Genomic DNA, 12,836 nt, shown 5'->3' with positions numbered 1-12,836 from the left:
TCGCGACGATCTTGAACAGGTTCTAAGTCCTAATCACGACAGGGTATTGTCTGCATGGTCAAGTCGGGGGCAGTTCGTTTTACGTTGTTGTTCGGCTTGCTGTTGCCGGTTTTGGCCGGGGCGGCGGAGCTGTACCGTTACGTAGACGCCAAGGGCGTCACGGTGTTGGATCGCCTGGGTGTGCCGCCGGAGTACATCAGTAAAGGCTACGAGGTGCTCAACGATCAGGGCCGGGTGGTCAAGGTGATTCCGCCGGCACCGAGCGCCGAGGAAATGCAGCGTCAGCTCGCGGATAAGGCGCGGGCCAGCTCCGATGCCCAGTTACTGCGCCTGTACTCCACGGTGGATGATGTCGATCGAGCCCAGGCCCGCAAGCTTGCCGAGTTGGATGGCGTGATCAGCGCGGCGCAGGGCAACTTGCAGTCGCTGCGTACGCAGCAGGCGAACTTGCAGAGCCAGGCGGCCGATCAGGAGCGGGCCGGGCGCCAAGTCCCCGAACATCTGGTCGCGCAGATCGACAACCTGAAAGCAGAGCAAGCGGGATTGCAGAAGGACATTCTGCGTTATCAGGAGGGTCGCAAGCAGGCCGAAGCCAGCTTTGCGGCGGATCGGGCGCGCCTGTTCGAGTTGATCGGTACTCGCCACTAACGGGCACCCTCCGCTCGACCTCCGCTCAGCGCACCCACAGCGGGTGCTCGAAGCGGAAGTCGGAGCGCAGCTGGCTCAACTCAGTGGTGTTTGCGATTGCAGATCAGGGTGCCGACGCCGCTGTCGGTGAAGATCTCCAGCAGCACCGCGTTCGGCACGCGACCGTCGATGATATGCGCGCTGGTCACCCCGCCTTGCACGGCCTCGAGGGCGCAGCGGATCTTCGGCAGCATGCCGCCGTAGATGGTGCCGTCGGCGATCAGCGCGTCGACCTGGCTGGTCGACAGGCCGGTGAGGACCTGGCCCTGCTTGTCCATCAGCCCGGCGATATTGGTCAGCAACATCAGCTTCTCGGCCTTCAGCGCTTCCGCGACTTTGCCGGCGACCAGGTCGGCGTTGATGTTGTAGGACTCGCCATTGGCGCCGACGCCGATCGGTGCGATGACCGGAATGAAGTCGCCCTTGACCAGCATGTTCAGCAGCTCGGTATTCACCCCGACGACTTCGCCGACATGGCCGATATCGATGATTTCCGGCTGGGTCATCTCCGGCGTCTGCCGGCTGACGGTGAGCTTCTTCGCGCGGATCAGTTCGGCATCTTTGCCGGTCAGGCCGATGGCGCTACCGCCATGGCGGTTGATCAGGTTGACTATGTCTTTGTTGACCTGGCCGCCGAGCACCATCTCCACCACGTCCATGGTCTGGCTGTCGGTGACGCGCATGCCGTCGATAAAGTGGCTCTCGATGCTCAGGCGCTTGAGCAGGTCGCCGATCTGCGGGCCGCCGCCATGCACCACTACCGGGTTGATGCCCACCGCCTTCATCAGCACGATGTCGCGGGCGAAGCCGGTCTTCAGCTCCTCGCTTTCCATGGCGTTGCCGCCGTATTTGATCACCAGGGTCTTGCCGACAAAGCGGCGGATGTAGGGCAGCGCCTCGGACAGCACCTTGGCAACGTTGGTGGCGGCATCACGGTTGAGGGTCATGCGGGGCTCCAGTAAAACAGGATGGCCGGTCGAGCAGACCGGCCAAGCAATCAGAAGGGTAGGTTGAGGGCGGGGGCAACGGTATACAGCTGGGCGCGGAAGACCTCCTGAATGCGTTGGAGTTCCTCGGCGCTATCGGCTTCGAAGCGCAGCACCAGCACCGGCGTGGTGTTGGAGGCGCGGACCAGGCCCCAGCCTTTGGGGTAGTCGACGCGCACGCCATCGAGGGTGGTGATGCTGCCTTCACCCCAATGCCCATCACGCTGCAGCGCGTCGATGATGCTGAACTTGCTCTCCTCGGTGACCGTGATGTTGATTTCCGGCGTGGAAAGGTCGCTGGGGAAGGCGGCGAACACCTGCTCGGCGTCGCGCTTGTCCTGGCTGAGGATTTCCAGCAGGCGGGCGGCGCTGTAGATGCCGTCGTCGAAGCCGAACCAGCGCTCCTTGAAGAAGATATGCCCGCTCATCTCGCCGGCCAGCAGGGCGCCGGTTTCCTTCATCTTTTTCTTGATCAGCGAGTGACCGGTTTTCCACATCACCGGGCGGCCGCCATAACCGCTGATCAGCGCGCCCAGGCGGCGGGTGCATTTGACGTCGAAGATGATGTCGGCGCCGGGGTTGCGCGACACCACGTCCTTGGCGAACAGCATCATCAGGCGGTCGGGGTAGACGATGGTGCCGGTGTTGGTCACCACGCCGACGCGGTCGCCGTCACCGTCGAAGGCCAGGCCGAGGTCGGCGTTCTCTTCCTTGACCTTGGCGATCAAGTCCACCAGGTTTTCCGGCTTGCCCGGGTCCGGGTGATGGTTGGGGAAGTTGCCGTCGACGTCGCAGAACAACGGAATCACGCTGCAGCCCAGGGCTTCGATCAGCTGCGGGGCGATCACGCCGGCGGCGCCGTTGCCGCAGTCGACCACCACCTTCAGCGGCTTGGCCAGGGCGATGTCGTCGCGGATCTGCTTGAAGTAGCGCTCGAGGATTTCGACCTGCTCGACACTGCCCATGCCGCTGGCCAGGTCATTGGTCTCGATGCGCTGGCGCAGGGCCTGGATCTGTTCGTTGGCCAGGGTGTCGCCGGCGACGACTATCTTGAAACCGTTGTAATCCGGCGGGTTGTGGCTGCCGGTGAGCATCACGCCGGATTTGCCGGCCAAGACGTTGGCGGCATAGTACAGCGCCGGGGTCGGCACCATGCCGATGTCGCTGACCTGGCAGCCGGATTCGAGCAGCCCCTGGATCAGCGATTGCACCAGCTCGGGGCCAGACAGGCGGCCGTCGCGGCCGACGGAAACATTCGGCTCGCCGCACGCAATGCTCTCGGAGCCGACGGCGCGGCCGACCCAATAGGCGGTTTCCGGGGTCAGGGTATCGCCGACCACACCGCGGATGTCATAGGCGCGGAAAATGCTGGCGGGCAAGTTGGGTGCGGTGTGCGGGGTGTTGCTCATAGCTGGGGCTTGCTCCAATCCCAGGAGGTCCTGGTCTTCGTCGAGGATGTCGATATCGAAAATATCGGTGTCTTGAAACAGTGGATCGATCGGCTCCGCCGGCTGGGCCGAACGCTGGGCTGGGTGAGCTGCGCCGCCGGGGACGGTGCTCGCCTGATTGTCGCCGTGCTCAGTCTGCCGGCGCGGCAGGCGAGCGAGGTTCTGTGCCAGGGCATTGAGTGCCGGCAAGCGCAGGCTGAAGGCTTTGACGGCTTTCCCGGCGGAGAGTTCTTGCACCAGTTGACCCAGTTGCTCGGCATCGCGGCGCAGACGGATCTGCATGGCGTTGTGCAGCAGGAGTAGGCCGAACAGCGCGCCGCCCAGCGCCAGTAGCGCGGCCAAGAGCAAGGGTAGCGCAGAGAAGGCGGATTGAGTCAGGGCCGGGCCGGGAATGAAGTCGAGTTTCCAGTTGGGGTTGCCGCTGCTGAACGCCAGCGCGCTGCCCTGGGGGGCGTGGCCAAGTTGTGCCAACAGTTGCGCGGGGCCGTTGCCGAATTGTTGAGTCAGTTGCAGTTGGCCAATGCCTGCCGGCAAGGGTGGCAGCGCGGCCAGCAAGCGCTGCAGGTCGGTCACCAGCAACAGGGTGCCTTGTAGCGGCTGGCTGTCGGCCAAGCGCAGCGGCGCGGCGCTGTAGACCAGCCAGCGCTGGCCGATCTTGTAGGCCTCCGGCGCCGGGCTCTGGCCGCCTTCGACCCGCCGCAGCAGATCCAGGGCGGCGAAGTTCATCGGCGCGGCGCGGCTAGCGTTCTGGGTGGCTTGACCGGGTAGGTTGAGGTGCGCGTCCACCACGGCGTCCCAGTAACCGAGGCCGCGCTCGGCGGTCTGCAGCTGTGCGCTGTCTTGGCTCTGCAGGGCCTCGAGCAGTTGCGGATTGTGCGCGGCGGCCTGGGTGTCGGCACTCAACTGGTGCAGCGCTTGCTGCAGGGCGGCGGCTTGGTTGCCACCCCAGGCCTGGCCGAGTTGCGCCTGGGCTTGCTGCTGGGCGTCGTTGAGCAGCGCAAACCAAAGCACCGCCGCGGCCGCGAGCAGGCCGACGAATGCGGCGCCCAGGCCTGGGAATAGCGTCGGCAGGCCGTGCTCCTGGCGGGTGCTGGCCGCGGCCGCTGCGCTGGGCCGGGTCAGGTTGTCGGCGTCCTGGGCGGTGCGCTGGAAGGGTTTCACTGAGCGTCTCCTCGGCGATTCATCCTGATAGGCAGCCGGGTGCTTCAGTGGCTGCCGGAGTGGCCGAAGCCGCCGGCACCGCGCTGGCTTTCATCGAATTGTTCGACCAGCTCGAAGTGCGCCTGTACCACCGGCACCAGGATCAGCTGCGCGATGCGCTCGCCGACGGCGATGCTGAAGGCCGTCTGCCCGCGATTCCAGCAGGACACCATCAGCTCGCCCTGGTAATCCGAGTCGATCAGGCCGACCAGGTTGCCGAGCACTATGCCGTGTTTATGACCGAGGCCCGAGCGGGGCAGGATCAAGGCGGCCAAGCCTGGGTCGCCGATATAGATCGACAGGCCGGTGGGAATCAGCAGGGTTTGACCGGGCTCGAGCAGGCTGTCTTGCGCCAGCATGGCGCGCAGATCGAGGCCGGCAGAGCCTGGGGTGGCGTACTGGGGCTGCGGGAAGTCGCGGCCAATGCGGGGGTCGAGAATCTTGGCTTGCAGTGCGTGCATGTCAGGCTCTGTGAGTGATCGGGTGCGAGCCTTAGGCCCGGTTCAGGCGCTCGGCGATAAAGGCGATCAGTTGCCGGGCAATCTTGCCCTTGCTGGTCTGGGCGAGGCTATTTTGCTGCAGTTCGCGATCGATGATGGTGATCGCGTTCTCTTCGCTGTTGAAGCCGATGCTCGGATTGGCGACATCGTTGGCGACTATCAGGTCGAGGTTCTTGTCTTTCAGCTTGCGCGCCGCATAGTCGAGCAGCTTCTCGGTCTCGGCGGCAAAGCCGACACTGAACGGGCGATCGGCGCGCTGCGCGAGGGTCGCCAGAATGTCCGGGTTACGAACCATCTGCAGGAGCAGGCCGTCGCCGCTGGTCGGGTCCTTCTTCAGTTTGTGCTGAGCCACCACTTCCGGGCGGTAGTCGGCCACCGCGGCGGCGGCGATCAGTAGGTCGCAGGGCATCGCGGCCTCGCAGGCGGCGAGCATGTCGCGGGCGCTGACCACGTCGATGCGGTTGACCCGCTCAGGCGTCGGCAGATGCACCGGGCCGCTGATCAGGGTCACCTTGGCGCCTGCTTCGGCGGCGGCTTCGGCCAGGGCGAAGCCCATCTTGCCGGAGCTGTGGTTGGTGATGTAGCGCACCGGGTCGATGTTTTCCTGAGTCGGCCCGGCGGTGATCAGCACATGCCGGCCGGTCAGGCTGCTGCGCTTGAAGCAGTCGGCGGCACATTGCGCCAGCTCATCGGCTTCGAGCATGCGGCCCAGGCCCACGTCGCCGCAGGCTTGGCTACCGGCGGCCGGGCCGAACAGGTAGAGGCCGCGTTCGGTGAGCACCTTACGGTTGGCCTGGGTCGCGGGGTCGCGCCACATCGCCTGGTTCATCGCCGGGGCCAGGGCGACCGGGGCGTCGGTGGCCAGCACCAGGGTGGTCAGCAGGTCGTTGGCGATACCTTGCGCCAGGCGGGCCATCAGGTCGGCGGTGGCGGGGGCGATCAGGATCAGGTCGGCCCACTTGGCCAGTTCGATATGGCCCATGGCGGCTTCGGCAGCCGGGTCGAGCAGGTCGAGGTGGACCGGATGGCCGGACAGGGCCTGCAGGGTCAGCGGGGTAATGAATTCGCGGCCGCCCTGGGTCATCACCACGCGGACTTCCGCGCCCTGGTCGCGCAGGCGGCGAACCAGTTCGGCGCTCTTGTACGCGGCGATGCCGCCACCCACGCCGAGGACGATGCGTTTCCGGTACAGCCGCTGCATAGGCCTGCCTTATCTAGAGTGGAAGTGCGCAGCGGCGACGCCGCCGCCCCTGGCCAATCGCCGCGCAAAAAAGTTGGGCTAAGATAGCACAGCGCCCGCACTGGAACAGCGGGCCCGCTCGACACGGAGGTGCTATGAGCATTCGCGATTGGCCCGCGGCAGAACGCCCGCGGGAGAAACTGCTGGACCAGGGGGCGGCGACCCTGACGGACGCCGAACTGCTGGCCATTTTTCTGCGCACCGGGGTCACCGGCAAGAGCGCGGTGGATCTGGCGCGGCACTTGCTCGCCTCCTTCGGCGGGCTGCGGCCGCTCTTGGAGGCGGATCAGGCGAGTTTCAGTCAGCACCTCGGGCTGGGGCCGGCCAAATTCGCTCAGCTGCAGGCGGTGTTGGAGATGGCGCGCCGGCATCTGGCCGAGCGCCTGCGTCGCGATTCCGCCTTGGAGAGCCCGCAGGCGGTGCGCGACTACTTGAAAGCGCTGTTGCGGCATGAGCCCCATGAGGTGTTCGGCTGTCTGTTTCTCGATTCCAAGCATCGGGTGCTGGCGTTCGAGGCGCTGTTCCAGGGCTCCATCGACAGCGCCAGCGTCTACCCGCGGCAGGTGGTCAAGCGCGCTTTGGCGCATAACGCCGCGGCCTTGATCCTCTGCCACAATCATCCCTCCGGCGTCGCCGAGCCCAGTCAAGCCGACCGGGTGCTGACCCAGCGTCTCAAGGAGGCGCTGGCGCTAGTGGATGTGCGGGTGCTCGATCACTTTATCGTTGGCGACGGTGAGCCGCTGTCGCTGGCCGAATATGGGTGGCTGTAGTTGTCACGGTCACCGGCCTAGGCTGACCCGGGAGAAGTCCTGCCGCCCGAACGGGCTGGCCTGATAACCCTGCACGTCCTTACGGGTCAGCGCGGCGGCGGTGGGGTGCGCCAGCGGTAGCCACAACGCCTGCTGCTGGATCAGTTGCTGGGCTTCTTTATAGAGCCGAGTGCGTTCGGCCAGGTCGTCGGTGCCTTTGCCGGAGTTGATCAGTTGATCGAGCGCTTTATCGCAGTAACGGGCGAAATTGGTGCCGGACTGCACGGCCGCGCAGGAAAACTGCGGGGTGAGGAAGTTGTCCGGGTCGCCGTTGTCACCGGCCCAGCCCATAAACAGCAGGTCATGCTCGCCGGCTTTGGCACGGCGAATCAGCTCGCCCCATTCGATCACGCGGATCTGCGCACGAATGCCGACTTCCGCCAGGTCGGCCTGCAGCAGCTGGGCGCCGAGACTCGGGTTGGGATTGAGCAGGCTGCTGGACGGGCGGGTCCAGATAGTGGTCGTGAAGCCATCCTTGAGCCCGGCTTTGGCCAGCAGCGCGCGAGCCTGGGCCGGATCGTGGGCGTAACCGGGCAGTTCGCTGGCATAGCTCCAGGTGTTGGGCGGGTACGGGCCGTTGGCGCCGATGGCGCTGTCTTCGAACACGGCGCGCAGGTAGCTGGCCTTATCGAAGGCGAGGTTGATTGCCTGGCGCACGGCTGGCTGATCCAGCGGTGGGTGCTGGCTGTTGAGCGCGACGAAGGCGGTCATAAAGGCCGGGGTGGTGACGGCTTTGAGGGCCGGGTCATTGGCGGCGGCGCGCACATCCAGCGGCTTGGGCGAGAGGGCGATCTGGCACTCGCCGCGGCGCAGTTTCTGCAGGCGCACATTGGCGTCCGGGGTGATGGCGAACACCAGCGCATCGACTGCGGGTTTGCCGGCAAAGTAGTCCGGGTTGGCCGCATAGCGCACCACGGCGTCCTTCTGGAAACGCTTGAAGCTGAACGGGCCGCTGCCAATCGGCTGGGCGTTGAGCTGCTCCGGCGTGCCGGCCTTAAGCAGCTGCGCCGCGTACTCGGCGGAGTAGATCGAGGCGAAACCCATGCTCAGGGTGGCCAGGAAGGTGGCCTCGGGATGGGTCAAGGTAAAACGCAGGCGATACGGATCGGGTGCCTCGACGGCTTTGATCAGGCTCGGCAGCTGCATGGATTGGGCATGCGGGAAGCCGCTCTGTGCGACCTTGTGCCAGGGATTAGTCGGGTCGAGCATGCGCTGGAAGCTGAATAGCGCGTCGTCGGCATTCAGTTCGCGACTGGGGCTGAAATAGTCGGTGTGGTGGAACTTCACGCCCTGGCGCAGCTGAAAGTCGTAGGTCAGCCCATCCGCTGAGACGCTCCAGCTTTGCGCCAGGCTTGGCAGCAATTTGCCACTGGCCGCGTCGAACTCCACCAGGCGGTTCATCAGCACGTCGGCGGAGGCATTGGTGGTGGTCAGTGAGTTGTACTGCACCACGTCGAAGCCTTCCGGGCTGGCCTCGGTGCAGACGCTAAGGGTGGCGGCCTGCGCCAATAAAGGGCTCAGCAGCGGGGCGAATAACAGCGGTAAGGCGGCGAGGCGCATGGCGGTACTCCTTGTTCGGGTCGACGGCCCGTCCGCGGGCATTGGTGCAAAAGCCTACCCTAGACGATGGAACGGGGTAGGACAATGCAGTCGGAGTGACGAGCGGTCGGTGCGCGCGCTGCCCGCGGCGCTGCCGGTTGCAGCGCGGGGGCGGGCTGTCGAGGTTGTGGAAAAGCGCAGTTATCCTTGTTGCCTGGGGGGCTTTCTGGTATAAAGCAGCGCTCTTTTCTAGGGGCCCGGTTCCTTCGCTTGTAGGTGTGGCCGGTAAGACCCTGAAGAAACGTGGCGCCGAGCGCCAAATGACTTTGAGTTTAAGCGGCCAACCCATGCCGGGTTGGGCATGTGGTTTTAGAGGGCTGAGGTATGTCGAGAGTCTGTCAAGTTACCGGTAAGGGTCCGGTAACCGGGAATAACATTTCCCACGCGAACAACAAAACCCGTCGCCGTTTCCTGCCGAACCTGCAGCATCACCGCTTCTGGGTCGAGTCCGAGAAGCGCTTCGTGCGTCTGCGCGTAACTGCCAAAGGCATGCGTATCATCGACAAACGCGGCATTGATGTTGTGCTGGCCGAAATCCGCAGCCGCGGCGAAAAGGTTTAAGGAGCTAATCATGCGTGAACTAATCCGTTTGGTGTCGAGCGCCGGTACTGGCCACTTCTACACCACCGACAAGAACAAGCGCACCACTCCGGACAAAATCGAAATCAAAAAATTCGATCCGGTTGTGCGTCAGCACGTGATCTACAAGGAAGCCAAGATCAAGTAATTGATCCGGCCCTTGCCGAAAAAGCCCGCCCCTTGGCGGGCTTTTTCTTGCCGGCGATTTAGTCCGGGGCGGGTTTTGCTCGCGGCATAAAAAAGCCCGCTGGAGAGCGGGCGAAGAGGTCACGCATGGATACTGGCTGGGATCAGCTCGACGCTTGCTCGAAGAGCACGTAGACCTTGCGGCAGGCTTCCAGGACTTCCCAGGTGCCGGAGAAGCCGGCCGGAATGACGAAGCGGTCGCCCGCCCGTAACGTCTTGGCGTTGCCCTCGGCATCGCGCAGCACGGAGACGCCTTGGAGGATTTCGCAGTATTCGTGCTCGCTGTAATTCACCGTCCACTGGCCGACCGCGCCTTCCCAGATGCCGGCGTTGAACTGGCTGCAAGGGCTGGCGTAGTGGTTGCGCACGCTTTGTTCGGGGTCGCCTTTGAGGATCTTTGCCGGCGCCGGGCGGTAATGCTCGGGCGCAGTGGTGGCCTGAGCGAAGTCGACGATCTGTTCGATGTTCATGGGCTTTTCCATAGTCAGAGGGTTTAACTGGCCTGGCGGATCGAGCTGGCGAGCTTGTCGACCAGGGTGTCGATCTGCGCTTTCTCGACGATTAGCGGCGGCGACATGGCCACGATATCGCCGGTCACGCGCACCAGCAGGTCGTCCTCGAAGCACTGCTCGAACACCTGATAGCCACGCTTGCCGGCGCCTTCGGCATTCGGCGCCAACTGCACGCCGCCGACCAGGCCAATGGCGCGGATGTCGATCACGCTGGGCAGATCCCGCAGGCTGAGCAGCGCGTCCTGCCAGTAGCCTTCCAGCTCGATGCTGCGCTGGAACAGCTGGTCGCGCTGATAGATGTCCAGGGTCGCCAGCGCCGCGGCGCAGGCCACCGGGTGACCGGAGTAGGTGTAGCCGTGGAAGAACTCGATGGCGCTCTCCGGGCCCTGCATCAAGGCCTCGTAGATCTTCTCGTGGGCGAACACCGCGCCCATCGGAATCGCGCCGTTGGTCAGGCCCTTGGCGGTCGTGAGGATGTCCGGGGTGACGCCCCAGCGCTGGGCGGCGAAGGCTTCGCCGACCCGGCCGAAACCGGTGATGACTTCGTCGAAAATCAACAGAATGCCGTGTTTGCGGGTGATCTCGCGCAGCCGCTTGAGGTAGCCCACCGGCGGCAGCACCACGCCGGCGGAGCCGGACATCGGCTCGACTATCACCGCGGCGATGTTTTCCGCGCCGTGCAGGGCCACCAGGCGTTCCAGTTCCTCGGCTTTTTCCACGCCGTGTTCCGGCAGGCCGCGGCTGAAGGCGTTGCGCTGGATGTCCAGGGTATGCGGCAGGTGATCGACGCCCGGCAGCAGTGCGGCCGAGAAGGCTTTGCGGTTGTTGACCATGCCGCCGACCGAGAGGCCGCCGAAACCGACGCCGTGATAGCCCAGTTCGCGGCCGATCAAGCGGGTGCGGGTGCCTTGGCCGATCGCGCGCTGGTAGGCCAGGGCGATCTTCAGGGCGGTGTCCGCCGACTCCGAGCCGGAGTTGGTGAAGAAGAGTTTATTCAGCCCCGCCGGCGCGATGGCCGCCAGGCGCTCGGCCAACTCGAAGGGCAGCGGGTGGCCCATCTGGAAGGTCGGGGCGAAGTCCAGCTTGGCGATCTGCTTGCTCACCGCCTCGGTGATTTCCCGGCGGCCGTGGCCGGCGTTGCAGCACCAGAGCCCGGCGGTGCCATCCAGCACCTGGCGGCCGTCGCTGGTGGTGAAATACATGCCTTCGGCACTTTCCAGCAAGCGCGGCTTGGCTTTGAACTGGCGGTTGGCGGTGAAGGGCATCCAGAAATCGTCGAGGGTGTTGGTTTTTCTGCTCAGTTGCGGCTTGTTGTCGGTCGTCATTGGGGTATCCGGGCGAGCGAGGAGGGGTCCATACAGCACTGCGCTGCAGTCTATGTTTAATAAAACGAACATGACAAGGGTGTTTTCTGCCGATATGTAAAAAATATTGAAAAGGTGGGGCCCGCTGGTTTAGTGTTGCCGGCATGATGGGCCAGCACCTGGCCTTGCAGAATTTTTGACAGTGCGCGCGTCGAGCACGCCGCATTCTTCTACTTAATAATGAGGACGCTCGCATGACTACTCTGACTCGCGCCGACTGGGAGCAACGGGCCCAGGCCCTGGTGATTGAAGGCCGCGCTTTTATCCACGGCGAATACACCGCCGCCGTATCCGCGGCGACCTTCGACTGCATCAGCCCGGTCGATGGCCGGTTGCTGACTAAAGTGGCCAGCTGCGATCTGGCCGATGCCGAGCGTGCGGTGGCCGATGCGCGCGCCACCTTCGAGTCTGGCCTGTGGTCGCGCCTGTCGCCGGTCAAGCGCAAGCAAGCCATGATCCGCTTCGCCGATCTGCTGGACGCCCATGCCGAAGAGTTGGCCCTGCTGGAAACCCTGGACATGGGCAAGCCGATCAGCGATGCGCTGGGCGTCGACGTGCCGGGTGCGTCGCGGGCGATCCGCTGGAGTGGCGAGGCGGTCGACAAGATCTACGACGAAGTGGCCGCCACCCCGCACGACGAGCTGGGCCTGGTGACCCGTGAGGCGGTAGGCGTGGTCGCGGCCATAGTGCCGTGGAACTTCCCGCTGATCATGACCTGCTGGAAGCTCGGCCCGGCGCTGGCCACCGGCAACTCGGTGATAGTCAAGCCGTCCGAGAAGTCGCCGCTGACCGCCATCCGCATGGCCCAGCTGGCCCTCGAGGCCGGTATTCCGGCCGGTGTGCTGAACGTCCTGCCGGGCTATGGCCATACCGTCGGCAAGGCGCTGGCGCTGCACATGGACGTCGACACCCTGGTGTTCACCGGTTCGACCAAGATCGCCAAGCAGCTGATGATCTATGCCGGCGAGTCCAATATGAAGCGCGTCTGGCTGGAAGCCGGCGGCAAGAGTGCCAACATCGTCTGCGCCGATGCCCCGGACCTCAAGGCGGCCGCCGAAGCAGCGGCCGCGGCGATCTGCTTCAACCAGGGCGAGATGTGCACCGCCGGCTCGCGCCTGCTGGTCGAGCGTTCGATCAAAGACCAGTTCATGGCGCTGGTGCTGGAAGCCATGCAGGGCTGGAAAGCCGGCCACGCCCTCGACCCGGCGACCAAGGTCGGCGCGTTGGTGGATAGCCAGCACCTGAACAGCGTACTGGCCTATATCGAGGCCGGGCATGCCGAGCACGCCACGCTGCTGTGCGGCGGCCGGCGCACCCTGGAAGAGACCGGTGGCGTCTACGTCGAGCCGACGATTTTCGATGGAGTGCACAACTCCATGCGCATCGCCGCCGAGGAAATTTTCGGTCCGGTGCTCTCGGTGATCAGCTTCGATACGGTCGAAGAAGCCATCCAGATTGCCAACGACAGTATCTACGGCCTGGCCGCGGCGATCTGGACCAGCAACCTGTCCAAGGCGCACCTGGCGGCCAAGGCGCTGCGCGTCGGCAGCATGTGGGTCAACCAGTATGACGGCGGCGATATGACTGCGCCCTTCGGTGGTTTCAAGCAGTCGGGTAACGGCCGCGACAAGTCGCTGCACGCCTTCGACAAGTACACCGAACTGAAAGCCACCTGGATCAAGCTGTAAGGGTATGGCTGCGATCTCCTGGTCGTCGGCCATACGGC

At 64.6% G+C, this 12,836-nt stretch carries 12 protein-coding genes; 5 read left to right on the top strand and 7 right to left on the bottom strand.

The genetic code is table 11. From position 1 onward, the window contains the following. Positions 1 to 54: 54 nt before the first annotated feature. Entirely contained in the window at positions 55 to 648 is a 594-nt protein-coding gene (locus FFS13_RS10555; protein WP_137819052.1) for a DUF4124 domain-containing protein, read from the top strand. A gap of 80 nt (positions 649 to 728) precedes the next feature. On the opposite strand, the gene argB is transcribed toward FFS13_RS10555, so the two are convergent. The 4 genes from argB to coaBC all read right to left on the bottom strand — a co-directional run bounded on the left by argB (position 729) and on the right by coaBC (position 6,022). Then, positions 729 to 1,634, bottom strand: a complete 906-nt coding sequence (gene argB, locus FFS13_RS10550) for an acetylglutamate kinase (RefSeq protein ID WP_137819051.1) — start codon at positions 1,632 to 1,634, stop codon at positions 729 to 731. Positions 1,635 to 1,684: 50 nt separating this feature from the next. Then, on the bottom strand, positions 1,685 to 3,082 hold the full coding sequence (gene algC, locus FFS13_RS19900) for a phosphomannomutase/phosphoglucomutase (RefSeq protein ID WP_218568612.1): 1,398 nt from the start codon (positions 3,080 to 3,082) through the stop codon (positions 1,685 to 1,687). A 1,244-nt stretch (positions 3,083 to 4,326) separates the two neighbouring features. Further along, positions 4,327 to 4,782, bottom strand: coding sequence for a dUTP diphosphatase (gene dut, locus FFS13_RS10540; RefSeq protein ID WP_137819049.1), 456 nt, complete (start codon positions 4,780 to 4,782; stop codon positions 4,327 to 4,329). Between the two features lie 31 nt (positions 4,783 to 4,813). Next, on the bottom strand, positions 4,814 to 6,022 hold the full coding sequence (coaBC, locus tag FFS13_RS10535; RefSeq protein WP_137819048.1) for a bifunctional phosphopantothenoylcysteine decarboxylase/phosphopantothenate--cysteine ligase CoaBC: 1,209 nt from the start codon (positions 6,020 to 6,022) through the stop codon (positions 4,814 to 4,816). Positions 6,023 to 6,156: 134 nt separating this feature from the next. Here coaBC and radC point away from each other — a divergent pair, with 134 nt between their 5' ends. After that, on the top strand, positions 6,157 to 6,831 hold the full coding sequence (radC, locus tag FFS13_RS10530) for a DNA repair protein RadC (protein WP_137819047.1): 675 nt from the start codon (positions 6,157 to 6,159) through the stop codon (positions 6,829 to 6,831). A 9-nt stretch (positions 6,832 to 6,840) separates the two neighbouring features. Here radC and FFS13_RS10525 read toward each other — a convergent pair whose 3' ends face one another. Beyond that, positions 6,841 to 8,430, bottom strand: coding sequence for an ABC transporter substrate-binding protein (locus FFS13_RS10525; protein WP_137819046.1), 1,590 nt, complete (start codon positions 8,428 to 8,430; stop codon positions 6,841 to 6,843). Positions 8,431 to 8,793: 363 nt separating this feature from the next. Between FFS13_RS10525 and rpmB the strand changes: the two genes are divergently transcribed. Continuing rightward, positions 8,794 to 9,030, top strand: coding sequence for a 50S ribosomal protein L28 (gene rpmB, locus FFS13_RS10520; protein WP_084303647.1), 237 nt, complete (start codon positions 8,794 to 8,796; stop codon positions 9,028 to 9,030). 10 nt (positions 9,031 to 9,040) lie between these two features. Beyond that, on the top strand, positions 9,041 to 9,196 hold the full coding sequence (gene rpmG, locus FFS13_RS10515; protein WP_108095062.1) for a 50S ribosomal protein L33: 156 nt from the start codon (positions 9,041 to 9,043) through the stop codon (positions 9,194 to 9,196). A gap of 142 nt (positions 9,197 to 9,338) precedes the next feature. Here rpmG and FFS13_RS10510 read toward each other — a convergent pair whose 3' ends face one another. Both FFS13_RS10510 and FFS13_RS10505 read right to left on the bottom strand, forming a co-directional pair. Then, the gene (locus FFS13_RS10510; RefSeq protein WP_137819045.1) at positions 9,339 to 9,704 is read right to left on the bottom strand and encodes a cupin domain-containing protein; all 366 of its coding nucleotides are present in this window, start codon (positions 9,702 to 9,704) and stop codon (positions 9,339 to 9,341) included. Between the two features lie 23 nt (positions 9,705 to 9,727). Next, positions 9,728 to 11,071 carry an aspartate aminotransferase family protein gene (locus FFS13_RS10505; protein ID WP_137819044.1) on the bottom strand — a complete coding sequence of 448 codons (1,344 nt, stop codon included), beginning with the start codon at positions 11,069 to 11,071 and terminating at the stop codon, positions 9,728 to 9,730. Between the two features lie 233 nt (positions 11,072 to 11,304). Here FFS13_RS10505 and FFS13_RS10500 point away from each other — a divergent pair, with 233 nt between their 5' ends. Further along, a complete protein-coding gene (locus FFS13_RS10500) occupies positions 11,305 to 12,798 on the top strand; it encodes an aldehyde dehydrogenase (protein WP_137819043.1) in 1,494 nt (497 codons plus the stop codon). The last annotated feature ends 38 nt before the right edge of the window (positions 12,799 to 12,836 follow it).

The organism is Pseudomonas sp. 2FG (genome assembly GCF_005502935.1).
Classification (GTDB): Bacteria; Pseudomonadota; Gammaproteobacteria; order Pseudomonadales; family Pseudomonadaceae; genus Aquipseudomonas.
The sequence above is the reverse complement of the archived record's forward strand: the minus strand, read 5'-3'. Positions and strand labels throughout refer to the sequence as shown.

Coding starts and splice junctions, on each gene's coding strand:
- FFS13_RS10555 (WP_137819052.1), top strand. CDS start 55: ATGGTCAAGTCGGGGGCAGTTCGTTTTACGTTGTTGTTCGGCTTGCTG.
- argB (WP_137819051.1), bottom strand. CDS start 1,634: ATGACCCTCAACCGTGATGCCGCCACCAACGTTGCCAAGGTGCTGTCC.
- algC (WP_218568612.1), bottom strand. CDS start 3,082: ATGAGCAACACCCCGCACACCGCACCCAACTTGCCCGCCAGCATTTTC.
- dut (WP_137819049.1), bottom strand. CDS start 4,782: ATGCACGCACTGCAAGCCAAGATTCTCGACCCCCGCATTGGCCGCGAC.
- coaBC (WP_137819048.1), bottom strand. CDS start 6,022: ATGCAGCGGCTGTACCGGAAACGCATCGTCCTCGGCGTGGGTGGCGGC.
- radC (WP_137819047.1), top strand. CDS start 6,157: ATGAGCATTCGCGATTGGCCCGCGGCAGAACGCCCGCGGGAGAAACTG.
- FFS13_RS10525 (WP_137819046.1), bottom strand. CDS start 8,430: ATGCGCCTCGCCGCCTTACCGCTGTTATTCGCCCCGCTGCTGAGCCCT.
- rpmB (WP_084303647.1), top strand. CDS start 8,794: ATGTCGAGAGTCTGTCAAGTTACCGGTAAGGGTCCGGTAACCGGGAAT.
- rpmG (WP_108095062.1), top strand. CDS start 9,041: ATGCGTGAACTAATCCGTTTGGTGTCGAGCGCCGGTACTGGCCACTTC.
- FFS13_RS10510 (WP_137819045.1), bottom strand. CDS start 9,704: ATGAACATCGAACAGATCGTCGACTTCGCTCAGGCCACCACTGCGCCC.
- FFS13_RS10505 (WP_137819044.1), bottom strand. CDS start 11,071: ATGACGACCGACAACAAGCCGCAACTGAGCAGAAAAACCAACACCCTC.
- FFS13_RS10500 (WP_137819043.1), top strand. CDS start 11,305: ATGACTACTCTGACTCGCGCCGACTGGGAGCAACGGGCCCAGGCCCTG.